This is a genomic window from Sporomusa termitida (assembly GCF_007641255.1).
Lineage (GTDB): Bacteria > Bacillota > Negativicutes > Sporomusales > Sporomusaceae > Sporomusa > Sporomusa termitida.
This window is the reverse complement of record NZ_CP036259.1, coordinates 3274179-3300545: the sequence shown is the minus strand read 5'-3', so window position 1 is coordinate 3300545 and position 26367 is coordinate 3274179. Positions and strand designations below refer to the sequence as shown.

The window sequence follows — 26367 nt, the reverse complement described above, 5'->3', positions numbered from 1 at the left end:
ACACTGTTATCGAATTAATTATCAGAATATTAGCAAGAGGTGGATTTATATGAAACCATACAAAATTCTGGCTATTAACCTTGGCTCAACCTCAACCAAACTGGCTTATTATGAAGAGGATGCATGTAAGATAAAAACTGCCTTGGAGCATTCGGTGCAAGATCTGTCGGCATTTACTGATTTGATGGAACAAGACGGTTATCGCCGGGCGGCTATTGAAAAGTTTCTCGGGGACAACGGCATCAGTGTCGGTGAATTGGATGCCATCGCCAGCCGTGGCGGTCATACAAAACCACTGGCAGGCGGCGTTTATCAGATTAATGAGACAATGCTTGAACAGCAGGCTTCCGGTTTGTATGGAAGGCATGCCTGCGATGTAGGCAGTAAAATTGCTTATAACATGGCGGCAGGAACCAGGCTGCTGGCCGTGGTGGTTGATCCGCCGGTGACGGATGAGTTTATTGATGTGGCCCGCTTGTCCGGGCATCCCGGGCTGCCGCGCCAGAGCCGGTTTCATGCTTTAAACCACCGGGCGACAGGCAAGCGGTATGCCCGGGACAAGGGGAAAAAATATGAGGACTTGAACCTGATTATTGCGCATATGGGCGGCGGTATTACCGTTGCCGCGCATCGCTGCGGGAAAATGATTGATGCCACCAACGGTATTGATGGCGATGGCCCCTTCTCTACCAACCGGACTGGCGGGCTGCCGGTAGGGGCTTTGGTTGATTTGTGTTTTTCCGGTCGTTACGGCCATAAGGAAATTAAAAAGATGCTTAACGGGGAAGGCGGTTTAACGGCTTATCTTAAGGAAAATGATGTGCGGACAATAGTGGCAAAGGCAGCTAGCGATGATTATGCCAGGTTGTGCTTAGAAGGCATGAACTACCAGACTTGTAAGGAAATCGCAGCTATGGGCGCTGTTCTTGCAGGTAAGGTTGATGCCATTATTATTACCGGCGGCATTGCCCATTCAAAAATGATTACCGCCAGAATGAAAGATCAGCTTGGGTTTATTGCACCGGTTGCATTATATCCTGGTGAAAATGAAATGGATGCTTTGGCCCTGGGGGCATTGGAAGCTTTGCGGGGCAACGAGCCGCTTAAATCACTATAGGAGGGAGGGCCAAATGTTTAATAATTTTAATGCAGCTTTGTTGTGGCTTAAAAATAACAATATCAGAAAAAAGGCGGCTGTGGCGGCAGCACATGATTTAGATGCACTGACCTCTGTTGTTGTTGCCCGGCGGGAAGGGATTCTGGAGTCCGTCCTGGTCGGCGATGGTGATAAAATAAAAAGTTTACTGGGAGAATTACAGGAAAAAGCAGTTGACTGGGAAATCATCGATGAAAAAAATGATGCCCAGGCGGCCTCTATCACCGCCGGCTTAGTTGCCGGGAAAAAAGTAGACATGCCGATGAAAGGCTTACTGCCAACAGGTACCTTCTTAAAGGCGATGCTGGACAAAAAATTTGGTCTGCTTGCCGAGCATGCGCTTATCAGCCAGGCGACAATTTTTCACTATGCGCAAGAGAATCGGCTGATGGTGGTCAGTGACTGCGCCATTAACGTTACTCCTGATTATGGCAAAAAACTGAAGATCATTCAAAATTGCGTTGGTTTGTGCCGGAAGCTGGGCATTGAACACCCAAAAGTCGCGGTCATCGCGCCGCTGGAACAGATTAATCCCGAGATTCAGGCGACCACTGATGCGGCCATGCTGACCCTGGCTAATATGCGGGGGCAAATAAAAGGTTGTGATGTGGATGGGCCGCTGGGGTTTGATAATGCGGTCTCGCTGGCGGCCGCACAGCATAAAGGGATTAAGAGCCAGGTGGCCGGCTATGCTGATATTTTAATTATGCCTGACCTAACTGCCGGTAATATTTTGGACAAGTCACTGCGGTATATGGCCGGCTACAAGACAGCCGGGGTAGTGGCCGGGGCCAGGGTGCCACTCATCATGACTTCCAGAAGTGATTCGGCGGAAAACAAGCTTAACTCAATTATTATGTCTGTACTGCAATCGCTGTAATAGGCCGGGGGGTTCTGAAGATCATCGACCATTTACTGAATCAATAGTAAGGGGGAAAAACAAATGACAAATACTTCCATTAATGTCACTGTTAAACCTGTTGTTGAGCGAAAGACCCAGTACCGCTGGATTGTATTAGCGATTATTTTCCTGTTTTACATGATCAATTTTGCCGATCGTACCAATATCGGGGTTGTTTTACCGATGATCAAATCCGAATTCAACCTCAGCAACTTCGAGGCTGGTTCTTTGATGAGCTTCTTCTTTCTCGGCTATGCCATCACGCAAATACCGGCAGGCTTGTTTATGAGCAAGTTTGGTACCCGGGGGATGGTTTCGCTCTCAATACTTGGCTTCTCTGTCTTTACCTATCTCATTGGTACGTCCACCAGCGCCGCCATGATGAAATGGTTCCGCTTGGGGCTCGGTTTGTGTGAAGGTCCAAGCCCTGTTGGCGGGTCGGCGACGATCAAGAACTGGTATCCGCCGCAGGAGCAGGGAACGGCCGCCGGCATATTCATGGGTGCTACGTCGCTGGCGCTTATGGCGGTACCGCCGTTAGCAGTATGGATTATGGTCAATTACGGCTGGCGGTCTGTTTTTTACTGGTTTGCTGTTCCTGGGATCATTCTTTCGGCCATCTGGTATTTTTTTGTTCACAGCCGTCCGGAAGACAGTCCTTATTGCAACAAGGCTGAGGTTGACTATATTCGCAGCGTTTCGACCGCCGCAAACACAGGTGATGCCTGTTCTGAAAGACCAAGCCAGTCGCTCGGGTGGCTGGACAAAATCATTCGCGCCAAGCGGCTGAGCTGCCTGGAGACTAATGCCGAAGTCTTCAAATCCTGGAATGTATGGGGGATTGCCATAACCTATTTCTTCATCGGTTTTGTCACCTATGGCCTGATGACCTGGATTCCTTCCTATCTTGTTAATGCCAAAGGATACTCCTTCGTAAAAATGGGCTGGATCGCCTCGGCGCCCTGGATTGGCGCCCTGTGCGGCCAGTTGCTGGGCGGCTGGATTTCCGATAAGCTGCTGCTCAAACGCCGGAAGCCGAATATGATGTTTGGGCCGTTGAGTTTAATCGTCATGCTGGCAGCTTTAATCAATGTGCCCAATAATAGCGTGATACTTTTTATTGTACTGTTTTTAACCGGTGGTTTGCTCAATTTGGCCTGGCCTTGCTATTTTGCCTACCCAATGGGTTTGACAACAGGCAAAACTTATCCCACCGCAATATCAATCGTGACTTCTGTTGGCAATATGGGCGGCTTTTTTTCACCGATGGTAGGCGGTTACCTGCTGGATGTGTATAAAACATTTGATGTTGTGTTCATCTTCCTGGGGGTATGCGCATTCCTGAGTTTCTTAATGGTACTGACTGTTGAGGAACCTATTCAGGACTAGTGTCCTGACCATTCAGTTAAGAGCCAACGAAACGGCTCGGCAGTATGGCGGGCCGTTTCCTTAATAAAATTTATTCTAATACTACGGTGGGTCTTGTTTTTTCGTACAGATTTTTAGAGCTTAATTCATACAAAAGAGGGGCGTAATTGATGGATAGGAAAGATATGCTGCCCGTGAATGACCTGCGTTCGGCAATTGCGGTTTTAAAGTCTAAGCCGGGAGAACTGCTTTATACAGATGAGCCGGTTGATCCGCAGGCGGAGCTGGCGGGAGTATACCGCTATGTCGGCGCCGGTGGTACGGTAGCACGGCCAACCCGTCTGGGACCGGCCATGATTTTTAAGCATGTGAAAGGCTATGAAAATGTTCAGATCGTCATTGGCCTGCTTGGCAGCCGCAACCGTGTGGCAACAATGCTGGGGGCGGAGCCGGAGCGGCTGGCATTCCTTCTTACAGAAGCGGTAGCGGCGCCCATCGCCCCGATAACAATTGCCCGGGAGAACGCCGTTTGTCAGGAAGTTGTCCACCGCGCTGATGAACCCGGTTTCGATATTCGCAACATAGTGCCTGCGCCAACAAATACGGAAGAGGATGCCGGCCCGTACATTACCATCGGCATGGCCTATGCAGCTGATCCGGAAACCGGCGAAGCCGATGTTACTATCCATCGGTTGTGTGTCCAAAGCGCCGATGAGGTTTCCATGTATTTCGCCCCAGGACGCCATCTGGATGTTTTCCGGCAAAAAGCGGAAGCGGCGGGAAAACCGCTGCCGATAACAATTAATATTGGTGTTGATCCGGCGGTTGAAATTGGTGCCTGTTTTGAACCGCCTACTACACCACTGGGCTGCGATGAGTTGTCAATTGCCGGCAGTATTCGTAAACGACCGGTTGAACTGGTGGATTGCCTGACGGTGAAGGCTAAGGCCATTGCCAATGCCGAGTTCGTTATTGAGGGTGAATTATTGCCTAATGTCCGGGTCAGAGAAGATCAGCATACCAATACCGGCAAAGCCATGCCGGAGTTTCCCGGTTACACAGGTGCAGCTAACCCGTCCGTACCGCTGATTAAGGTTAAGGCGGTGACGCACCGGCGGCACCCAATCCTGCAAACGGTGATTGGGCCCAGTGAAGAACATGTCAACCTGGCTGGTATTCCCACCGAAGCCAGTATCCTGCAAATGGTTGAACGGGCCATGCCGGGACGACTCTTGAATGTGTATGCTCATGCCGCCGGCGGGGGGAAATACATGGCAGTCCTGCAGTTTAAAAAAAGTGAACCCAGTGATGAGGGCCGGCAACGGCAGGCAGCATTGCTTGCATTTGCCGCGTTTTCTGAACTTAAACATGTAATCCTGGTGGATGAGGATGTTGATTTGTTTGACAGCAATGATGTGTTGTGGGCCCTGAATACCCGCTATCAGGGCGATGTCAGCACCGTCTTTATTCCCGGCGTTCGCTGCCACCCCCTGGACCCTTCCCAGGTTCCGGCGTTTAGTGCCTCCATTCGTGATACCGGAATTTCCTGCAAGGTTATTTTTGATTGTACCGTGCCTTATAGTCTGAAAAGAGATTTCCAGCGGGCAAAATTTAAAGAAGTCGACGTGCGGCGTTTCGCGCCATCACTATTCGGAGATAGTAAAGAATAAGGTGGTAATGTGCTCTAGAACTGATCGAAAGGCATAAGGGGCGTCTTTATTTGCAGTTTTAATTCACGTGGCCGGGAACAGACGCCTGCTTGCTTGTAACGTCTTGACGGTATCACACCTGACGCAATTGAGGAGATTATGGCCATGAGCAATGAACTGCTTGCTGAATTGCTCGCTATATTGAGGCTGGAAATGCAAAAAAAAAGAGAATGGAGTTTACTTCCATTCATAATTGAAAGACCAGCCACAGGACCGTGATGCTTGTTCGGCCGCTTTTTTAATTTCATGTATTAGTTCATCCCTATGTTGATTTACCCTGCTGGAGGCCCCGGATACACTCATGGCAGCAATGACTTTGCCTGTAAAATCACGTACCGGCGCGGCAAAGCAGGTGAGGCCCTCATCGGATTCCTGCTGATCTTCACTGTAGCCTTGTTTTCTTACTATTTCCAGATAATTGCGCAATTCCCCGGGGTCTGTGATGGTATTCGGCGTATAGCGTTTGAGCTGCGCTTTGCTGAAATACCGCGCAAGTTCATTCTCCGGGAGAAACGCCAGGATCGATTTACCGGTACCGGTGACATGGGCCGGCATTTTTAAGCCTACCAGGGAAGACATTACGGCCGGATTCTTGCCAGCCACTTTATCGACAAAGGTAATGTCTTCCCCATTACTTAAAAACGCCAAATGACAGGTCTCGCCCGTCGCTTTGCTGACCTGTTCGAGAAATGGCCGGCATTCTTTAATAACATTAAGACTGCCAAGGATATGTGCCCCGAGATTTACGATTTTAATTCCTAACTTATACTTACCTGTAGTTTGATTCTGCTCAACGAAATTGCGTTTCTCCAGGGTGGTTAACAACCTGTGGGCTGTGCTTCGGCCGACCTCTAACCGGCGGCTGATTTCGGTTACCCCAAGCTCACCATCGGTCTCTGCAAATAACTCTAAAATCCTTAACGCGTTGTCAACTGACTGCAAAAATTTTTCTGACATACTATCCCCTAGTACCTTAGATATTTTAGTTTATTCATTATTCGGTACTTAGTACTATTTTCCTGCTTCTGCTTTGATTAACCTTTTTTCGGTTACATATTGATGTTATCGACCGCTTGCCATCGCATGTCATTATCCTGGGCGGCACGATGAGGCCTGGCCCACCGGGTGGCGGCCCAGGTCCGGCAGCAGGCAGAACTAGCGCGGCCGTATCAGATAACACCAATCAATAGGTATGCCGGTTCCCTGCAATTATGCCCAAAACGAAGCGTATCTTGATCTGTATCGCCAGGATATTGTCATCCAAACTAAAAAGATAATGTAGTCAGACCACTAGGCCCGGCCATCGCTATAGGGTGAGATATGGACTTGTCTATCAGCGTCCACAGCAGCAAAGAAGACGGCTTTGCTGTTAGTAAAGCCCTGGCTTTTTAGCTGGGCATGGAGCCAATCTTCATTTAAGTTAAGGTCACTTAATGTCTGGTGGGATACCTTACCCTCGAGGATTACCGGATAAGCAATTCCGGTACTTGGTTTGGCTATTCCTACAGCCGGAGCTTTTTCCGGCTTCCTGTAAACCGATAGTTTTCCATTGGCTTCTATGAGGGCTAAGCCAACCTCGGTGATGTTAAAAATCCCGTCTTCCCGTAAAAATTCTAAAATATTTTCCAGGGAATAGTTGATTTTTTTGAGATTGTTTACAAGGAAGAGTCCATCCTTGACAACAACTACAGGCGCAAAGGTAGTTAACTTTTTAAATTTGTCATTCCGTATTGATAGCTCAGAGAATATCTTCTGCAGGATTCCGATTGCCACAATGGCAAACGCCGTGTAGAGATGATTGATCTCCGGTTCAGCGATGTCTGCGCCCACAACAGCGCCTAAGGTTAAAACAAGTAAGAAGTCAAATACCGGCAGTTCTCCGATTGAGCGCCGGCCCATAAAGAGGGCTACCAATAGCATCAGCGGCAAAATGGTTATAATTCGCCCCAGTATTTTGAGTAAATCTGCTATAATTTCCATCGGTGTGTATTCCTTTCGACAGGTAAGCGGTATGCATTCCTCAGCAGTATTATGTCCATAAACCAAGGAAGCAACCCGCCTGTGCCGGGACAGGGGGACAGGTTCCTTGTCCCGGTATAAAGCTATTTTAATATATTTGTTTGGGATAATTGGCCTGTCGTGCGCCACGAAAGCGATGGTTACTGGAACGCACAAAGCCAGAGTGGCCCTAGGGCAATGCCGTGGCAGAAGCCAGATTTAAGATCTTTAAAACCGAATTTGTAAACGGGCGAAACTTCGATAGTTTATGCCATTTACGCCATGAATTAGCTCATATATTGGCAGTATAACTGGCCGCCGAACTGTGTAATCGACCGAATAGAATAAGGGACAATGGACCTGGCCCTGATATTCGGGATTCTTCAACAAAAATATGAGAAGGTCTTTACAATTCATAAAAACTCTGTTAATATAAGTACATATTTTAGATGGAGCAATAGAATAAACAGATGATACTTTAGCTGATCATACTAAATGAAGGCTAAGTTTTTCTTAGAGGAGAAACTTAGCCTTTTTGTTTTATTGTATGTTACCGTTCACATATATTTTCCTAAGAGGTGATTTTATTCCTACCTTGCACGAAGTAGCTGCTTTGGCTGGGGTGTCGCGCATGACGGTATCACGCTATATCAATGGTTCCGGTTATGTAAGCGAACAAATCAGATTGAAAATTCAAGAGGCTATTAATCAACTCCAGTATCGTCCCAATCGTATCGCCCGCAGTCTTACAACAGGAACTACGAAGAATATCGCCCTTATTCTGAGCGATATTTCGAACCCTCTGTATACTCTGATTATCAAAGGGGTAGAAACGCTGGCCTTTGAGCATGGCTATAACTTAATTGTTTGCAATACAGGTTATTCGCTGGAACGCGAACAGGAGTACGTGTACACCCTGGTGGACAAATTGGTTGATGGCATTATTATTGCGCCGAGTTGTTTGGGGACTGAACATCTAAAGGAAGTTAAGAGCAAAAATATACCATTAGTATTTGTGGCCCGGAAGGCTGAAGGAATCGCGGCCGATTGTGTAACGTTTGATGATTTTTATGGCAGCTATCAGTTGATTAAGCATTTGACTGAGCTTGGCCACAGACGCATCGGTGTTATTTGCCGCCAGGTTGACCTTAACAATCAGCGCCTGGACGGCTACCAAAAGGCAGTGGCTGAAGCGCACATCCCCTATGAGGAAAGTTTGCTGCAAACCAGCACAGTTGTTGATGAACTTGTCGGTTATGACTGTGCCAGGAATTTACTGGAGCAGCCGCAGCCCCCGACCGCCATTTTTACTACGGTGAACAAATTTGCGGGCGGCACTTTATTGTACTGCCGGCATAAACACGTGGAGATCCCCCGGCAACTGGCACTGGTCTCCTTTGATTCCTTTGCTGAAGTAGATTACCTGATTGTGCCCCAGCTTACCTGTAATATTATTCCGGCTTTTGACCTGGGGCATAAAGCTGCCGAACTTTTATTCCTGCGTATTAATGACTGTTCGCCAGGAAGCTCCTTTAGTGAAATCAGTTTAAAAGGAGAAATGCTTGTCAGGGCATCGACCGTGGCCGCCGGGAGTTAAACTTTGTCCCTTGTGTTACCGGTAACATAAAGGACAAAGAAATAGGCGGCAGTGAAATAAAGCTGCCGGTAAAGGAGGATAGATATGAGTAAAGGCATTTCCGCCTGAAAGCTTATTTTCGGCCAAGCCATGCTGTTAACAGTATTCTGGTGAAAGCCACCCAACTTTATAATACGGCTCAGGTTTTTGCTATTATTGTTATCGTTACCGTTGTTTCGGAATCGGATAGAGAAAGGTGTTGTGAGGTAATGCCGGCAGAAAAAACATTTACGCAGTCTGAGGTCAGGGACATTGTCGATAAAATGGCACGTACCTTGGCCATGCTGTACTATTATATGGGCAGTGAAGTGACAGCTCAATTCGGTGTTGAAGGTGAAGCGGCTGTGCGGCGGGCGATTCATAAATATGGGGAGGCCCGGGGGCGCAAGATTCATAAAGAGGTTACGGGTACGGGACTCCCTTTGACGGTCGAGAACCTGTCCCGGTATTACGACCTGCCGTTACCTTTAGCCTGGGTTTCGAAAAAAATCAAGGTGGAGGAGAATTATCTGGAGAAACAGGTGGTTTATTGCCCTTTTGCAGAGCAATGGAAAGAAATGGGCGGTGAAAAACTGGGGCTTATCTATTGCGAGCAGGATCTGTGTATGCGTAAGGGATACAATAAGGGCTTTGATTTGCAGCAATTCACCAATGTTTTAAACGGAGACGCCCATTGTCATACGGTCGTGCAATGGCAGAAAAATGATAAACAGATAGCGGAGGACGGTCATGTTTGAGACGAAGAAAACCGATATTTTAGTCATTGGCGGTGGCGGTGCCGGCATTAAGGCTGCGATTGCGGCAGCCGAACAGGGGCGGCAGGTTGTCCTTCTCAGTAAAGGGCCTTTAGCCAAAACCGGGATTACCCCGGTTGCAGGCGAAGGGATCGAAGGGGCCGTTAATGCCGGTGATTCGGTAGAAATGCATTTTAAGGATACTGTCACGGCGGGGCGGGGTCTGGCAGATCAGGACCTGGCCAAAGCTTTGGCCGAAGATTCGGTGGAGCGGATCAAAGAACTGGAGGCCTATGGTGCTAAATTCAAGAAGAAGGAGGATGGGACTTTTGCAACCTCCGTACGTCCGGGGCAAAGCCACTCCCGCAATTTGTTTATTATGGGAGGGGGCTGGGGGCTGGCTGCCAGTCTCCATAAAAAGGTAGCTCAACTACCCAATGTATTTATCATCGACAGTGCTGTTGTTACGCGTTTTCTGGTCCGGGATGACCGGGTGATCGGCGTGGTGTATTTAAATACAAACAGTGGAGAAATCCGAGTGATTCAGGCTAAGGCCACGCTTTTGGCGACGGGAGGCTATGAGGAGCTGTGGCCCTTTACGGACACTCCGCCTGATGCAACTGGTGAAACGTTGGTTATGGTTTATCAAGTGGGTGCACAGCTTGTCGATCTGGAAATGGTACTTTATTATCCCGGGGTGGTTGTATATCCGCCGGCGGCCCGCGGCTGGCTGGTACAGTATGAATACATATTGAACCCGGATATTTTGGACGGCCGGGTACTGAACGGCAAGGAAGAAGTATTTGTTGAGGGTTTTCCCGCCAGGGATGAGTTTATAAAAGCCATACGCCAAGAGGTGAAAAAGGGTACAGCCAGCCCTCATGGCGGTTTCTTTGTCGATTTGACGCATTCTAAATATCCGCCGGCGGTGCTCACCGAAAGAATTACAGCTTGGCTGCATCAATTTGGTAATCTGCTTAATGTCGGTATCGATCTTAGAACAGACAAGCTGGAAATGGCGCCTGCGGCCCATTATTGCCTGGGCGGGATAAAAATTGATGAACATGGCCGGACTAATGTGCCGGGCTTATTTGCGGCCGGGGAAATTACCGGTAATGTACATGGTGCCAACCGCATATCCGGCAATGCATTGTCTGAAACCCAGGTATTCGGCCGCAGGGCAGCCCTGAGTGCTTGTCAGTTCGCGGCAAAGGTTGATTTTGCAGTGGTTGCGGCTGAGCAGGAAGTGCTGACAGAGTATCGTCAGATTGACGAATGGAAGCAGGACAAAGAGTATGCGGTCCGGCCGATTGCTTTAAAATCCCGGCTCAAAACGATTATGGATCAATATGTGGGCCTGGAACGAAATGAAGAAAGCCTAAACACCGGGCTAAGAAAAGTCCGTGATTTGCGGAAAACTTTATCTTTTCTTAAGGTTGTTCCCCACAAGCGTTACTGTTATGAGGTCCAGGAAGCTTATGAAGTGCGGGGCATGCTGGCGCTGGCGGAAATCGTCATTTTATCGGCTCTCGCGCGGCAAGAAACGCGCGGGCATCATTTCCGGACCGATTATCCCCAAACCGAAGCCGAGGGGCAGCATACTTTAATTTCGCTACAGCAAGGTGAGCCCAAAGTCACCGCTATTCCCGTAACCAAGCTTTAATTGGAGGTATATTATGGACATTCGCTTAAGAATATTTCGCTTTAATCCGGAAACCGATTCTCTGCCTTACTATACGACCTATGTATTGCCAGGGGCTGAGGGGCTGACACTGCTGATGGCAGTAAAAAAGGTTTACAAGACCATTGATCCTACACTGGGCTTTCGTGACTACTTTTGCGGACGCGGTTTGTGTGGCAGTTGCCTGATGACTGTGGATGGGGTGGTCAAAAAATCGTGCCATGTTGTTTTGGAGCCGGGCCGGGAATATTTAGTGGAACCAGCCAGAAAGTATCCGGTTATCCGCGATTTAGTGGTTGACTTTGGGGCTCAACGGAAGGCACCGGCAACAGGCAACGTTTTTACAATTGCCCGTTGATTTTAGAGGCTGACTGACAAAAAGCAGAGGCCTGAGAAAAACGATTGATTTGATACAAAAAGGACAGCGTGCATAGCTGATTGGAAATAACCAAAGGCTGCATTTCTCAGGCGGAGAAGTGAGCCTTTTTGTCATTTAAAGACTATCACAACAGGAGGATATGTTATGGATAGGATAGAGCAACGGATTATTGCAATTATTGATCAGAACAAGGAAAAAATAATTTCTTTTGGCCGGGATATTTATACTCATGCCGAGCTGGGATATAAGGAGTTCCGTACTGCAGCCAAATTCGCGGGAGTTCTCAAGGAACTCAATTTACAGACCGAGGAAGGGTTAGCCATTACCGGCGTCAAGGGATATTTGAAAGGAGGCCGTCAGGAAGTATCACTGGCGTTGATTGGTGAACTGGATGCTCTGAAAATACCTTCCCATCCTTTTGCTAATTCTGAAACCGGGGCAGCTCATTGCTGCGGTCACAATGTCCAGCTGACCGGAGTTGTCGGAGCGGCTTTAGCCTTAAGCAATCCGGAGATAGCCGCCGCTCTCGGCGGTGAGGTCATCTTCTTTGCCGTACCAGCTGAGGAATACGGTGAAATTGAATTTAAGAATCAGCTTAAGGAAGAAGGCAAGATCAGGTATGGCGGTGGCAAATGCGAGCTTATCAGGCTTGGCGCATTTGATGATGTGGATCTGGCGATTGTCAATCACTCCGGGGAGGACGGCATTTCGATCGGCAGCGGTTCATCAAACGGTTTTGTTTCTAAAGTCGTCCGTTATTCAGGGAGAGAAGCACATGCTGCCGCAGCACCCGAGAAGGGTATTAATGCCTTAAATGCGGCTTCCCTTGGTCTGGCGGCCCTGGCGTTTCAGCGGGAAACCTTTCGGGATCAGGATGCGGTTAGGGTACACCCTATTGTGACTAAAGGAGGAAATCTGGTGAATGTGGTGCCCAATGAAGTGGTGATCGAAACCCTTGTCAGGGCCAGGAATGTCGAAGCCATTCTTGATGCCGAAAAAAAGACTGACCGCGCGTTTAAAGCCGGTGCCCAAGCCATTGGGGCAGCCATTGAGATTGCCACCATGCCGGGATATTTGCCACGGTTGCCGCAGCCGGCCAGTACGATCCTCATAGAAGCAGCACGAGAGGCAGCGCCGCAGGCTGTTATTCATGAAGCCGATCCGGCCTCTCATAAAACCAGTTCAACCGATGTCGGAGATTTAGAACATGTTTTGCCTGTACTGGGCTTTTACACCGGCGGGGTTGCCGGCGGGGCTCATACCGATAAATTTGCCATAGTGGATGAGGAAGCCGCGTATATCATCACCGCCAAGATTTTTGCGCTGGCAGCCTATAAACTGCTCCGGGATAATGCCGCCAAGGCCAGGGAACTTACCGGGCAATACCGGCCTAAATATACCCGGGAACAGTATATTGACTTTATGGAAGACCTGATTCGTACGGAAAACAAGAACTATAAGGATGAGTGAAGCACAAAGGAGTGAAGCGGCAATGTCTACTAAAGAAAATATTGAAGAAATTCAAAAAAAGTTTAATCTTTCGGATGCTGAATACCTCTCTCTGGCGGAAACTGAATTTCGGGCCCGCTTTCGGGAACGCCTGCATCATACTATGGAAATCCAGGTTTATCATGCTGCCTATTACAAAAAAACGTTAAATGACAAGCAGACAGAGACCGCGCTGCGTTTGCTTGCCTTATGGGATAAAAGAGGTTTGTCTCATGAATTACCCGATTATGTTTATGCACAAAAGCTTCTCGGTTTTGCCAAAATTCTCCTTGCAGGACAGGAGCTCAATTTATCAGACTGGCAGTGGCATATCCTCACCCCGGGAGAACAAACGCTGTTTGATCAGGTCATTTATGGAAGACGTTCGGTTCGCCATTGGGCAGCGAAACGCGTGCCGGAAGAGGTAGTACGAAAGGTGCTGGAAACCGGGCTGTGGGCGGCTCATTCCTGCAATCTGCAATCCATCCGCTATCTGGTTGTGCGGGAAGAAAAAACGCCCGGCTTATTTGTAGGAGCGGATATACCCGGGGGTCCGGTACATCTTGTACTGTTACAGGATGAACGGGTCTATGCCGCTAACCCATTAAATCCGGTGCGCAATCGTCTCTTGGATTGCGGCGCGGCAGCGCAGAATATTGTGCTGGCAGCTCATGCTTATGGCCTGGGCGGGGTATGGCTTACCTTTACTGAGGCAATGAAAGAACGTGTAAGAAACCATTTTGATTTGCCCGCATACCTCAGTGTGGTTACGTATGTCGATGTCGGCTGGCCAGATCAGACGCCCTATCCGCCACAGCGAATTTCTGTTGAGGAGGCGCTATTGACCGAATTATAAGAGACGGTATGAGCAAGGGAATATAGGCGGAATTTTAAATGGGAGTGAAAATATGGGCAATGAGGCACCTAAACTGACTATTAATAATCTAAAGATACGCTATATTACCAAGGAACACAGCACTCTGGCCATTGATAATATTAGTTTGACGGTACAGGATGGCGAATTTGTCTCCATCGTCGGTCCAAGTGGCTGCGGTAAATCCACTTTGCTCAAAGCAGTTTCAGGTTTGTTAAAGGCGGAGAGTGGCGAAATATTGCTGGATGGCAGGGACGTGCAGGGTGTGCCTGACTCAGTGGGGTTTGTCTTTCAAAATGATGCCTTGCTGCCGTGGAAAACCGTTGTAGATAATGTGAGGTTACCGCTGGAGGTAAAGGGGCTGAATATAAAGGAGCAAACGGCCCAAGCGGTAAGTTTGCTTGACTCGGTAGGGCTAAAAAACTTTGAACAGTATTATCCTCAGCAGCTTTCAGGCGGAATGAGAAAAAGGGTAGCCTTGGCGCGTTCCTTTGCCTATGATCCTGATCTTTATCTTATGGATGAACCGTTTGGCCCCTTGGATGCGCAGACCAGAGTTAAAATTGGCAGTGCCTTTTTAAAAATGTGGGAAAAGGTAGGCAAGAGTGTGCTGTTTGTAACTCATGATATCGAGGAAGCTATTGTGCTTTCCGACCGGGTTATTGTAATGAGCAAGCGGCCCGGCAGAATAAAAGCTGAGTTTACCATAGACATTGAACGGCCGCGTCCCTATTATGATGCGCGGTTTGATGCACGTTTTAAGGAACTGCAGAAGGAAATCTGGGACCAGATTGCGACGGAAGAGTGACATAAGTAAGGTGGTGATGTTTATGGAAGAGGTATTGTCAGAACAACAAAAAACAAAAACAGTGAAAAAAACCAAAGTTTCAGCTCAACAGCAAATTATTCTGGGGAGAATTTTAACCGGGGTGATTGTTTTAAGCCTGTGGCAGGGACTTTCCGGCAGTGTTATTAAAGAGACTTGGATCAGTCAGCCGTCTTTGATTATTAAGCGGCTAATTAAAATGACCATGGATGGCAGTTTGTGGTTTCATCTTAGTATCACGCTGGAAGAAATGCTGATTGGTTTGATTGTCGGCATGGCAGTGGGGACTGCTTTGGGAATAGTAATGGCAAACAGTGGCAAAGTACAGCATTATTTTTCGCCGTATATTATGGCCTTATCCAGTTTGCCGCGGGCGGCGCTGGCACCGTTATTTGTGGTTTGGTTTGGGATTGGTCTGTATTCAAAAATTCTCATGGTAGTTATGATGGTAGTGTTTGTTGCCTACTATAATGCCTATGAGGGTATACGTAATATTGATAACGATCTTATCCAAATGATGAATTCTTATAAAGCAACCAGAATGCAAAAACTCCGGTGGCTGATTTTGCCGTCTATCGCTCCGTGGGTTATGAACAGCTTGAGACTGGGTATCGGTACTTCGGCTATCGGGGCAGTGATTGCCGAAATGGTAGGGGCCAATCGTGGTGTCGGCTACTATATCAACTATGCCTCGGCCTTGATTGATACCACGGGCATTTTTGCCGGGTTGTTTGTTATTATGATCGTGGCGGTTATACTGGATCAGATTATTGTCTTGATTGAAAAAAGTATCTTTAAGTATCGCATACCGAATGAATAATACAAATGCTGAAAGGTGAGAGAAACTATGAAAAACCTAAACAAAATAATTACCATAATACTTGCGGCTCTGCTGACCCTGATGGTGGCGGCGTGCGGCAGCGAAAAGCCTTCCAATCAGGAAAACGCCGGTACACCGCGCAAAACAATTAAAATCGGCATGGTGGGTCAGACAATCGGACCGGTAGGAGTAGCCATTAATGATGGTTCCTACAAAGCAGCCGGGATTGATGTGGAATTTGTATCCTTTAACTCCGGGGCCGATGCCGTACAGGCGTTGGTAGGCGGCAGCCTGGATGTATTCCAGGGCGGCTATGAGCATGTGCTCAATCAGATCAATAACGGCTTGGATGTCAAAGCCTTTGCGCTCTTAAACAATGGATCCAGTTATCAGTTATTGGTTCACAGGGATTCACCACTACAACAAGTGGCTGATGTAAAAGGCAAGGTGTTAGGGGTAACCAAGGCCGGCAGCCTATCTGATACCACCCTCAAAGAAATATTAAGAGAAAACAAGATTGACACTGTTAAAGATGTGCAAATCGTCAATGCCGGTACCGGTGCCACCATGTCGGCGGCGCTGGAATCAGGGAAAATAGCTGCAGGCATGGTCTCAGAACCTACCGCCTCCGCTATGACGGCTACCGGCAACTATAAAGTGTTTGTGGATCCGACTTTTGATACGGCCGGGCTGGTGCTGATCGGTAAACCGGAATGGGCGAAAAACAATACGGAAACCTTAAAGTTGTTTTTGTCTGTGACGAAAAAAGCGGCGGAAAAATCTATTGCCGACCCTTCCTATGCCACCAAAGCGTTAAAAGCCTGGTATCCGGATCTGGATGATAAAGTGCTTACCAGTGCGGTCGTAAATATTTTCAAAAGAGTGCCTGCCAATCTAGAGGTAACAAAGGCAGGTACCAATCAAGTCCTGCAAGCGCAGATAGCTGCCAAGGTTATTTCCAAAGAAATCAGCTTTGAACAAGGGGTAGATCTTTCATACCTTCCGTAAATAATCACAGCAGGGCCTGCACCTTTGCGGCAGCGGGCCTACAGGGATAAATCTATCAATAATCGGTTTTTGGAGGGAAAGATTATGCAAAAAGGTGTAAGAGATTTTCTCAGGATTCTTGAACAAAATGAGGAATTGGTTGTAGTCAATAAAAAAGTTAATCCGCTGCATGTATCGGCCTTAATCAGCGATTCGAATAAAGCTGTTTTGCTTCGGGATGTGGACGGATATGATATGCCGATCGTCGGCGGCCTGGTCCGCGATACACGCAAAATAGCCTTAGGCCTGGAGTGCCGTCATGATGAAATTGCACAACGTTTATCGAATGCCATACAAAATCCGGTGGAAACAGTGATCGTAAAAGATGCTCCGCTCAAGGAAATTATTATTGGTGAAAAAGATATTGATTTGACGTTACTGCCACAAATTATGCAGCATGAAAAAGATGGCGGTCCTTATATCGGTTCGGGTGTGCAATTTGCTGTTCATGAAACATGGGGAAAAGATGCCGGCATTTACCGGCACATGTTCCGTACCCAAAATACTATGGGGGTGGATTTTAATTCTCCCAATGATATCCGTTTGTTTTACTCTGATGCCTATGAAAAGGGAAAACCTTTGGAAATGGCTGTGGCTATTGGTTTGCATCCCATTGAACTTTTGGCGGCTGATTGCAGCGCGGCTACCGGTCTGTACGAAATGACTATTGCCGGTGGTTTAAGAAAAGAGCCGGTAGAAATGATTCCTTGCGAAACGATTGATGTGGAAGTGCCGGCTAATGCCGAAATCGTGCTGGAGTGCGAGGTTCTGCCGACCGGTTGGACAACCGATGAAGGGCGTTATGGAGAATTTCATGGAATTTCCGGTGATGTTAAAAAGAATCCGGTTGTGAAAGTAAAAACTATTACCCGGCGTAAAGACGCCATCTTTCACTCCTTAATTATGCCCTGGGAGGTATACGGCCTCGGGGCGCCAAACCGTGAATTGCAGGCCTATAATATTTTAAAGGCAGTGCGACTGCGCCCTAAAGCTATTCGTACGACGGTAGGTTCCTGCAACTTCTTTGAACTCATTGTAGCTCTTGACAACCCCAAACCGGGTGAAGGCAAAGCGGCCATCACGGCTCTCATGGCCATGATGGGGGTTAAACTAATTACCGTAGTGGATGATGACATTGATATTTATGACGATGAACAGGTTCGCTGGGCTGTGGCATTAAGAATGCAAGCCGATAAAGATGTTTTAATTGTAAGCAATTTGCAGGCAAAGCATGTCGATCCTTCAGTTCGCTCTTCCGAATTGCCCAAAGGGCAAATGCCGACTACCAGTAAAATGGGAATTGATGCTACCATTCCGGTCGGTATTCCGCGCAAGGCTTATGAGCGTCTTCAATATTTCAATCCTGACAATGTGCATCTGTCAGATTATCTGGACTAAGGGGGAGTAGAGATGGAAATCACAGCATTATCCAGGGAAATTGAAACTTATATTACAGCAGAACCGCGCTTTTTTGCCGATGTTCTCAGAAAATTTAAGACTAATCCTTATAGAAATATACTGTTAGCCTGGGCAATCATTCGTGAGAAGAATATTTTGCAACGCAACGAGGAAGGTCATTATTTAATTAATGGTATAGATGCTGTTAAAGACTAATGTTTTGAGAATGAGGCGAGGCGGTCCATGATTGAAATCAATAAAACGCAGGGCGACATAAATATAAGCTTGCAGGCAATCGCGATGGGCAGTCAATGGAACATAGTTATTACCGGAGGTGCAGCCCATTTGGGAGCTGTCGCCCTGGCTATTCCCCGTCTTAGCTTATCCGGTTCAGGAAAAATCAGCGCATCTGCATCGGTATTAAGTGTCACCGGGCATATGGATGACGAAATTGCCAGACCGGCTGCTCTGTTTTTTGCTAAAGAACTGAATCAGTCAGTGGTTGTCAGTTGTGGCATTCATTATGATCAAATATCGGCAGAAGCAGTGCAGCGTATAAAAAAGCTCGTGGAAGAAACTCAGACAGAGTTCCTGGAAAAGATACGTATATAAGGTGATGAAGCAGTTGATATAGGGGAAGGGAGCAGTACTTGACCTGTTTGCGCCTGTAGCCAGCGGCTCACAGAAATGGGACGGCATGATCATTGTGCCTTGTTCGGTGACAGTCATATCGGGCAACATTGCCTACGAGTTGTCGAGAATTAGGTTAGATCATCTCTTTTTAAGCTAAAATAAAAGGTGGCCCCTTCATTGACTTTGCCGGTCATCCAGGCTGTGCCCTGATGCCTTTTGAGGATTTTTTGGCAGATGGCCAAGCCTACGCCGGAGCCTTCAAATTCATTATTGGCATGAAGCCGCTGGAAGATGTTAAACAGTCGGGCGGCATATCTCATGTCAAAACCCACGCCATTGTCCTGGACGGCAACAATATGTTCCGTGTCAGTCTGCGTAGCTGTAACGTTAATCGTGGCTTTGGCCTGATGGCGCGTATACTTCAAGGCGTTAGCCAGGATGTTTTGTACAAGCAGTTTAAGCATGAGAACATCGCCCTGGAGGGTGGGGAGCGGGGCCAGGGTAAATTCAATATCCCGCCTGGGTTCCAGGGCAACCAGTTCAGTATAGGTTTCGGCAAACAACCGGTTCAGGTTAATCGCCGTCAGGCTCATCTTTATTTCCGACATCCGGGATAAATCAAGCAGATGATCAATGATTTGGACGACTTCCTGCGATTTTTCCCGGATATTGCTGATGAGTTCCCGGCCTTCGGCATCCATGTTAGCGGCATAATCAGCAGCAAGATATTCGGTAAGTTTATTTATGGATAGTAAAGGTGATTTAAGATCATGGGCGACAGAGTAGCAGAAACTATCCAGTTCTTTATTCGCATGCTGCAGGGATTCAGCCTGTTTTTTTAGTTTGATGTGGGTGTCGACGCGGGCGAGCAGTTCCGAAGTATTAAAGGGTTTGGCCACATAGTCCTGGGCGCCCAGGGTAAAGCCTTTGCTGATACTTGCTTCATCCGTAAGGGAGGTCAAAAATATGATGGGCAGCGAGCTGAATTTAGGATCGCTTTTGATCAGCTGACAGATTTCAAAACCATCCATTTCCGGCATATAGATATCAAGGAGAATTAAGTCCGGGATATGCTGTTCCAGCAATTTTAAAGCTATACTGCCTTTGGTAGCCACGCGGACATTAAAATTATTGGCGCGGAGGACAACTACCGCAGTTTCAATGTGTTCCGGGGTATCATCAATGATAAGTATGGTTGGCTGATTGGCAGGCTGATTAAATTCCATTTCCGGTCATCCTCCGTAAAGTCGTATGTTACTATTTATTTTAAAGTAGTGATAACATAATCTCAAGATATGCTGTTGATAAAAAAGATAAAGCGATGCTGCTTGCCGGTCTGGCAAAAAAATATTTGTCAACGGCATTTATTTGCATTACAATAAAAGAAAAAAGTAAGTATGGCATAGTGGCCGTTTGAGCAATCAAACTTGCGACTATGCCTTTTTGCTATTTTTGGCGGGGGAGGTGAATTCATGCCGGCAAAATTTATTATCAGGCAGTCCACGCTTAGTGCCCTGCTGCTGGTGATTTTTCTGTTTATCGCCCTGCTGCTTGGCGGCAGTGTTATCTATATGAACATTAGTATTCAAGATGAGCAGACCGCAGAAAAAAGGCGAACCGAATTTAAGCAGTTAGGCATTAACCTGGCGGCCGCTTCCGACTATTTAACCGATGAGGCCCGCAAGTATGCTGTCACGACAGACGCTATTCATATGTATAAATACTGGGAGGAAATTAACCAGACCAAAACCAGGGATTATGTTATCGCCCGGTTGGGGGAGCTTGATTCACCCAACGCCGAAATGGAATTGCTGGCCGAAGCCAAGAAAAATTCCGATGCGCTTGTAGAAACGGAAAAGGAGTCGATGCGGCTGGTTCTGGAAGCACAAGGGGCGGCTGAAAGCGAGATGCCGCCGGCGGTTGCCCACTTTCAACTCACTGCGGAGGATAAAAAATTAAATGCCGCTGAAAAACTAGCCAGGGCCCGGGATATCATGTTTGACAATAAATATGACTTAGACAAGCAAAGTATCATGCAGCCCATTGCTCAGTTTCAGGATATTATGAATGCCCGGCTGGAAGCCGAATTATCGGCGGCCCGTGACCGAACCGAGAAGGCCGCGTTATTGCAGGTCGTCCTGGCCGTCATTATTATCGGTGCTGTTGCGGCGCTGTTAAGACTGTTTTTTACGCAGGTGAATCGCCCGATTCAAAATTATAATGAGGTCTTAACAGGCTTTTCGCTTGATGACGAACATTTTCGGCTTGTTCCTGACGGCTCCCGGGAATTACGCCTGCTTGCCGACACTTTTAATAATCTGTTTACATCAATGAAAGCGGCCAAGGAAGAGGCCGAGCAGGCCAACAAGGCCAAGAGCGAATTTCTTGCTCATATGAGTCATGAAATCCGTACGCCTTTGCATACGGTTATCGGCTATAATTATTTGCTGGGCAGTACAACACTTACGCCCAAGCAGCAGGAATACAGCGGCAATATAAGTAAGGCCGCAACCGGGCTGCTGGCAATTATTAGCGAAATTCTTGATTTTTCCAAGATCGAGGCGCAGCGGATGACCCTGGAAGCAGTGGAGTTTGATCTTTATGATACGGTGGAAGAGCTTTGCAGTATGGTCGAGGTGGAGGCCAGGCAGAAGGGCCTGATGTTTAACCGTGAAATTCAGTCGGCTGTACCCAGGTATGTAAAGGGCGATATGGTAAAGCTTAAGCAAGTTATTCTGAATTTGCTTGCTAACAGCGTTAAATTTACTCAGCAGGGCAGTATTGGGATTTTTTTAGAACTTATTGAAAACGAGGGCGAGCATATTGTCCTTGGCGTCAGCGTAACCGATACCGGGATTGGGATCAGCCCGGAGCAGCAGCAGCGGCTGTTTAATGCTTTTACGCAAGGCGATGCCTCGACCTCCAGAAAATATGGCGGCACCGGCTTAGGGTTGGCTATTGCCCGGAAAATGGTTGAGCTTATGTCCGGCAGCATTACTGTTCACAGTGCTGTTGGCCAGGGCTCGTGTTTTAGTTTTGCTGTGCCGCTGGCCGCGGTAGCGCAGCTTTCCTGTCACCGGACCGCTGCTGCCGGCAATAAGAAGATCATGATCGAAAAACGAATTTTGCTGGTCGAAGATAATCTGATTAATCTGCAGATGACCAAGGAAATTCTGGAAACTTTTGGTTTTACTGTCGACACCGCTCCGAGCGGGCGAATGGCGCTGGCATGGCTGGGCCAGGCAACATATGACGCCATTTTGCTGGATATACGGATGCCGGAAATGGATGGCTATGAAACGGCCCGCCGGATTATCGCCGCCACCGGGGAAAAATGTCCGCCGCTGGTGGCTTTATCTGCCGATGCTGTCCAGGGCGTAGAGGAGCAGGCCAGACAGGCCGGCTTTAGCGGCTATTTAACCAAGCCCCTGGAGGTTGCCAGGTTGATTGAGGTCCTCCAAACGCATCTTGCTTTGCCGCCGGCATCCGGGTCTGGAGCAGCAACCGCCGGCGAGCAGTCTAACAACGCTGCGTGCCTGGACGCTGCCAGTGCGGTTGCGCGGTTAGGCGGCAAAAAAGCCGCCTATAAACAGTTGCTGAAGCGTTTTGTAGGTCATGGCGGGGATGCAGACACACTGGCAACCCAAATAGCCACAGGCGACTTTGCCGGCGCTAAGCTGTTGGTGCATACGCTTAAAGGCACGGCTGCCAACATTGGCGCCACCAGGTTAACCCAGGTTTGCTGCCAGGTAGAACAGGCCTTAAGCCAGGAAAATGACCAGGCGCTGCGACTGGCAACAGAAAATCTGGCCATTGTCCTGGCGGAAACCTGTCTGGGTGCCATTGAATATGCGACTGCCATTACTGAACCGGCAGCAAATACAATGCCGGCTGGTCAAGGGACCGACCTGGACGATATTCTCGATAAAATAGCGCAGCTGCTGGAAGCCGGCGATGCCGAGGCCTGCAGCCTGTTTGCGCAATCGCAGGCGATTCTGCAGACCGGGATGGGCAGTGATGCCTATTGGCAAATTTACAAGACGATCCAGGCTTATGATTTCGCTGAAGCGTATAACCAGCTTAAGGCCATTCGCGGCCACCAGTAAAAATTCAGTCCGCCCGGAGGAAGAAAACATGTATAAGGTTCTGCTCGTCGACGATGATAAAACAGCCCGCTATATTCTCAAGCGGTTCGGCAAATGGAAAACCTATGGGTTTGCTATTGCCGGTGAGGCCGGTGATGGCAAAGAAGCGCTGAAAATGCTCGCTAATGAGAGCTTTGATCTGGTCATTACCGACATTAAGATGCCGGGAATGGATGGCATTGAGTTTTTGAACGAGCTCAAATGGGCGCATATCGATATTTGTATGATTTTTCTCAGCACCCACAGCGACTTTAAGTATGCTAAACAAGCCATAAGGCTGGGGGTGTTTGACTATGTAACCAAGCCCGTTGATGATGCAGTCCTGGGCGAGGTACTGGAACGGGTTAAACACTGTCTGCAAGAAAAAGAAAACACCCGGAGAAAAATACAGGCGGAGCAAAGACTGATCGAAGAAAGCCTCGCCATCCATTATCCGGTAAATCAGGAAAAAGAAATTATAGCCTATATCCTGGCCGGCAATGCGGCCGCCCTGGTGTCGGCGGAAGCTGCCTTTAACGACTTAGCCGCCATGCTGGGTCGGGACAGCTTAAAAGTGGGGCAATTACTGGAGATCATTCTTGCCAATGTCAATGCGGAGCTGGTCAAACAGTTCCCGTGGCTGCCCAGCTTTGAAAGTATGCTGTGTCAGGATCAGATAGGACGAAATGACGCGCTGGCGAGCATTAAAGACAGTTTTCTCACCTGTATTTCGCTGCGGATCAAGATAATAAGGAAATATGAGCTCCATCACACCGACAGTGTTATCAGAAGAACCTGCCAGTATGTTATGGAGCATATTGAAGAGAATAACACCCTGGAGGTTGTTGCCCAGGAGGTGCAGCTGCATAAAGATTATTTAAGCAAAATGTTTAAGCAAAAAACCGGACTTCATTTTATTAATTATGTGACCAGAGCCAAAATGGAGCATGCCAAACAACTGCTCGGCACCGGCAAGTATAAAAACTATGAAATCAGCGAAAAGCTTGGTTATAGCAGTCCGGACTATTTTTGCCGGCTGTTTAAAAACTACACAGGCCATACGCCGCTGGAATATAGAAAAGTTTTCTTTTCAGTTTTTTGAGGGAAAATAGCGGGATTTTACTGTTCTCCTTGGTGCGTAAACATTGTAAAATAGCATCAATAGAAAAGTAATCCAACCAGCACCGGCGCTGTGAGCAGACCGTATCCTTAAGGATATGTCCCTGCTTACAGCGCTTTTCTGTTTGGACTGTAGCGCTATGGCACTTTGTCAGCACCGTTAGCGGCCGCGGCGGTGTTGCAGTAATGAACAAGGAATGAAAGGTGGAAAATCCATGACAAACAGTGTTTGGCAAATGTTGAAGAAGCGTCTTGCCGCTGCCTTAGCGGTGACGCTAACGGCCAGCGTAGTACTTACCGGCTGCTCTTCCAGCCAGCCGGCCAACCAGGCGGCGTCCCCGGCCAGCGAGACGATTAAGGTAGGGATTCTGCATTCCCTCAGCGGGACAATGGCGATTAGCGAAGTATCGGTTAAGGATGCCGAACTGATGGCGATCGAAGAAATTAATGCCGCCGGCGGTTTATTAGGTAAAAAAATTGAACCGGTAATTGAAGACGGTGCATCTAACTGGACTACGTTCGCCGAAAAAGCGAAAAAACTGCTGCAGCAAGATAAGGTGGCGACGGTGTTTGGCTGCTGGACCTCGGCCAGCCGGAAGGCTGTACTGCCGGTATTCGAGGAGAATAAAGGGCTGCTTTGGTATCCGGTCCAATATGAGGGCATGGAGTCATCGCCGAATATCTTTTACACCGGGGCTGCTCCCAATCAGCAAATCGTCCCGGCGGTAGAATGGCTGCTGCAAAACAAAGGCAAAAAGATGTTCTTATTAGGTTCTGACTATGTATTTCCCCGCACCGCCAACAAAATCATCAAGGAACAGCTAAAAGCCATGGGCGGCGAATTAATTGCCGAGGAATACACGCCGCTGGGCCATACGGATTACAGCACAATTATCAACAAAATAAAGGCTTCGAAGCCGGATGTTGTTTTCAATACGCTCAATGGCGACAGCAATGTGGCTTTCTTTAAACAGCTTAAAGATGCCGGCATTACGGCTAAAGACCTGACAACCTGTTCGGTAAGCGTGGCTGAAGAAGAAGTGCGCGGGATTGGGGCCGCCAATATGGAAGGCCATCTGGTGTCCTGGAACTATTATCAAACCACTGATACTCCGGAAAACAAGGAGTTTGTGAAAAATTACAAGGCCAAGTACGGGGCCGACCGGGTAACCGATGATCCGATCGAAGCCGCTTATATTGCCGTATATTTATGGGCCGAAGCGGTTAAAAAAGCAGGGACAACCGATATTGAACAAGTAAAAGAGGCAGCCAAGGGCATCGAGTTTAAAGCGCCGGAAGGCCTTGTAAAAATCGAGGGTGAGAATCAGCATATCTGGAAACCGGTTAGAATCGGTGAAGTTACCGCCGATGGCCTGATTAAAGAAATCTGGAGTACGGGCCAGACCGTAAGGCCTGACCCCTATCTCAAGACCTACGACTGGGCCAAAGGGCTAAGCAATTAGCATGTTATGAGTCAGGGGCGATGCAGCGGCTGACCGGCCGGCATCGCCTGACGGCTAAAATAAGGTGGTGGGCAGATGGAAACATATATCTTGCAGCTTTTTAACGGCATTAGCGTCAGTTCAATCTATATACTGGCCGCCCTGGGGCTGGCCATTACCTTCGGTTTAATGAAAGTCATTAATATGGCCCATGGTGAATTCATTATGATTGGCGCCTATGCAACCTATGTTATGCAGAATATTTTTCTGCACTATGTTGATAAAAGTCTCTTTGGCTACTATTTTGTTGCCGCCATCCCCGTGGCTTTTCTTGTGGCCGGGGCGATGGGTTTCCTGCTCGAAGGTGCGGTGATTAAGCATCTTTACGGCCGGCCGTTAGACAGTATATTAGCCACCTGGGGGATCAGCCTGGTTCTCCAGCAATTAGCCAGAAGTATTTTTGGCGCGCCCAATGTTGATGTACAGAGCCCGGGCTGGTTAGAGGGGGCTTTAGTAATCTCCCAGGGCCTGCAGTTTCCCTATAAACGGCTGTTTATTATTGTCCTGGTTATTGCCTGTATTATTGGGGTGTTTGTTTTTTTGTATAAAAGTAAATATGGTATCCAGATCAGAGCGGTTATGCAAAACCGGGCAATGGCGGCAAGCCTTGGTATTAATACCCGGCTGGTTGACGCGTATACGTTTGCTGTCGGCTCCGGTATTGCCGGTATTGCCGGCTGTGCCTTAACCTTACTGGGGTCGATTGGCTCTACGGTCGGCACCTATTATATTGTGGATACTTTTATGGTGGTTGTGCTGGGCGGCGTCGGCACTTTGCTGGGTACGATTGCCGGGGGTCTGGTCATTGGCACCGCTAATACCACTTTTGAATTTTTTACTAATACCTCATTAGGAAAAGTGTTGGTTTTTACCCTGGTTATTTTATTCTTACAGTGGCGGCCCAAAGGGCTGTTTACGATTAACAGCCGCTCATTGGATTAAGCAAACAAAGGAAGGAGGGTTACCTTTGCACC

Annotated in this window: 23 protein-coding genes; 20 read left to right on the top strand and 3 right to left on the bottom strand. The window is 48.0% G+C overall.

The genetic code is table 11. The features are described 5' to 3' along the window. The first annotated feature begins 49 nt into the window (after nt 1-49). From buk to SPTER_RS15560, 4 genes are all read left to right on the top strand, one after another. The gene (gene buk, locus SPTER_RS15575) at nt 50-1117 is read left to right on the top strand and encodes a butyrate kinase (RefSeq protein WP_144351218.1); all 1068 of its coding nucleotides are present in this window, start codon (nt 50-52) and stop codon (nt 1115-1117) included. 13 nt (nt 1118-1130) lie between these two features. Then, complete coding sequence (locus tag SPTER_RS15570) at nt 1131-2036, top strand: phosphate acyltransferase (protein ID WP_144351217.1); 906 nt, start codon at nt 1131-1133, stop codon at nt 2034-2036. Between the two features lie 63 nt (nt 2037-2099). Next, nucleotides 2100-3446, top strand: coding sequence for an MFS transporter (locus tag SPTER_RS15565; RefSeq protein ID WP_144351216.1), 1347 nt, complete (start codon nt 2100-2102; stop codon nt 3444-3446). A 149-nt stretch (nt 3447-3595) separates the two neighbouring features. Continuing rightward, a complete protein-coding gene (locus SPTER_RS15560; RefSeq protein ID WP_144351215.1) occupies nt 3596-5095 on the top strand; it encodes a UbiD family decarboxylase in 1500 nt (499 codons plus the stop codon). Nucleotides 5096-5311: 216 nt separating this feature from the next. Here SPTER_RS15560 and SPTER_RS15555 read toward each other — a convergent pair whose 3' ends face one another. Beyond that, nucleotides 5312-6091, bottom strand: coding sequence for an IclR family transcriptional regulator (locus SPTER_RS15555; protein ID WP_144351214.1), 780 nt, complete (start codon nt 6089-6091; stop codon nt 5312-5314). Nucleotides 6092-6424: 333 nt separating this feature from the next. Continuing rightward, nucleotides 6425-7114 carry a DUF421 domain-containing protein gene (locus tag SPTER_RS15550; RefSeq protein ID WP_144351213.1) on the bottom strand — a complete coding sequence of 230 codons (690 nt, stop codon included), beginning with the start codon at nt 7112-7114 and terminating at the stop codon, nt 6425-6427. 565 nt (nt 7115-7679) lie between these two features. On the opposite strand from SPTER_RS15550, the gene SPTER_RS15545 reads away from it, so the two are divergent. The 12 genes from SPTER_RS15545 to lpdD all read left to right on the top strand — a co-directional run bounded on the left by SPTER_RS15545 (nt 7680) and on the right by lpdD (nt 18627). After that, nucleotides 7680-8729: a LacI family DNA-binding transcriptional regulator gene (locus tag SPTER_RS15545; protein WP_144351212.1), complete on the top strand. Its 1050-nt coding sequence runs from the start codon at nt 7680-7682 to the stop codon at nt 8727-8729. Between the two features lie 248 nt (nt 8730-8977). Continuing rightward, nucleotides 8978-9505, top strand: coding sequence for an L-2-amino-thiazoline-4-carboxylic acid hydrolase (locus SPTER_RS15535; protein ID WP_144351211.1), 528 nt, complete (start codon nt 8978-8980; stop codon nt 9503-9505). Continuing rightward, complete coding sequence (locus tag SPTER_RS15530) at nt 9498-11165, top strand: FAD-dependent oxidoreductase (RefSeq protein ID WP_144351210.1); 1668 nt, start codon at nt 9498-9500, stop codon at nt 11163-11165. Before SPTER_RS15535 ends, SPTER_RS15530 begins: the two co-directional genes overlap by 8 nt. A gap of 13 nt (nt 11166-11178) precedes the next feature. Continuing rightward, nucleotides 11179-11541: a 2Fe-2S iron-sulfur cluster-binding protein gene (locus SPTER_RS15525; protein ID WP_144351209.1), complete on the top strand. Its 363-nt coding sequence runs from the start codon at nt 11179-11181 to the stop codon at nt 11539-11541. 165 nt (nt 11542-11706) lie between these two features. After that, nucleotides 11707-13032 (top strand): amidohydrolase, encoded by a 1326-nt coding sequence (locus SPTER_RS15520; RefSeq protein WP_144351208.1) that lies wholly within the window; start codon nt 11707-11709, stop codon nt 13030-13032. 22 nt (nt 13033-13054) lie between these two features. Further along, nucleotides 13055-13906 carry a nitroreductase family protein gene (locus SPTER_RS15515; RefSeq protein WP_170233295.1) on the top strand — a complete coding sequence of 284 codons (852 nt, stop codon included), beginning with the start codon at nt 13055-13057 and terminating at the stop codon, nt 13904-13906. Between the two features lie 52 nt (nt 13907-13958). Then, the gene (locus tag SPTER_RS15510; protein ID WP_144351206.1) at nt 13959-14732 is read left to right on the top strand and encodes an ABC transporter ATP-binding protein; all 774 of its coding nucleotides are present in this window, start codon (nt 13959-13961) and stop codon (nt 14730-14732) included. A 22-nt stretch (nt 14733-14754) separates the two neighbouring features. Further along, on the top strand, nt 14755-15570 hold the full coding sequence (locus tag SPTER_RS15505; protein WP_211367298.1) for an ABC transporter permease: 816 nt from the start codon (nt 14755-14757) through the stop codon (nt 15568-15570). A gap of 27 nt (nt 15571-15597) precedes the next feature. Continuing rightward, the gene (locus SPTER_RS15500) at nt 15598-16578 is read left to right on the top strand and encodes an ABC transporter substrate-binding protein (RefSeq protein ID WP_144351205.1); all 981 of its coding nucleotides are present in this window, start codon (nt 15598-15600) and stop codon (nt 16576-16578) included. 84 nt (nt 16579-16662) lie between these two features. Continuing rightward, nucleotides 16663-18015, top strand: a complete 1353-nt coding sequence (locus SPTER_RS15495; RefSeq protein ID WP_144351204.1) for a UbiD family decarboxylase — start codon at nt 16663-16665, stop codon at nt 18013-18015. Nucleotides 18016-18027: 12 nt separating this feature from the next. After that, nucleotides 18028-18231: a hypothetical protein gene (locus SPTER_RS15490; RefSeq protein ID WP_144351203.1), complete on the top strand. Its 204-nt coding sequence runs from the start codon at nt 18028-18030 to the stop codon at nt 18229-18231. A 27-nt stretch (nt 18232-18258) separates the two neighbouring features. Further along, nucleotides 18259-18627 carry a prenylated flavin chaperone LpdD gene (lpdD, locus tag SPTER_RS15485; RefSeq protein WP_144351202.1) on the top strand — a complete coding sequence of 123 codons (369 nt, stop codon included), beginning with the start codon at nt 18259-18261 and terminating at the stop codon, nt 18625-18627. A 149-nt stretch (nt 18628-18776) separates the two neighbouring features. On the opposite strand, the gene SPTER_RS15480 is transcribed toward lpdD, so the two are convergent. After that, a complete protein-coding gene (locus SPTER_RS15480; protein WP_144351201.1) occupies nt 18777-19874 on the bottom strand; it encodes a response regulator in 1098 nt (365 codons plus the stop codon). 246 nt (nt 19875-20120) lie between these two features. Between SPTER_RS15480 and SPTER_RS15475 the strand changes: the two genes are divergently transcribed. From SPTER_RS15475 to urtB, 4 genes are all read left to right on the top strand, one after another. Further along, nucleotides 20121-22754: an ATP-binding protein gene (locus SPTER_RS15475; protein WP_144351200.1), complete on the top strand. Its 2634-nt coding sequence runs from the start codon at nt 20121-20123 to the stop codon at nt 22752-22754. A gap of 28 nt (nt 22755-22782) precedes the next feature. Next, nucleotides 22783-23874, top strand: a complete 1092-nt coding sequence (locus SPTER_RS15470) for a response regulator transcription factor (RefSeq protein WP_144351199.1) — start codon at nt 22783-22785, stop codon at nt 23872-23874. A gap of 232 nt (nt 23875-24106) precedes the next feature. Further along, nucleotides 24107-25354 carry an urea ABC transporter substrate-binding protein gene (gene urtA, locus SPTER_RS15465; protein ID WP_211367297.1) on the top strand — a complete coding sequence of 416 codons (1248 nt, stop codon included), beginning with the start codon at nt 24107-24109 and terminating at the stop codon, nt 25352-25354. 75 nt (nt 25355-25429) lie between these two features. Next, entirely contained in the window at nt 25430-26335 is a 906-nt protein-coding gene (gene urtB, locus SPTER_RS15460; protein ID WP_144351198.1) for an urea ABC transporter permease subunit UrtB, read from the top strand. The last annotated feature ends 32 nt before the right edge of the window (nt 26336-26367 follow it).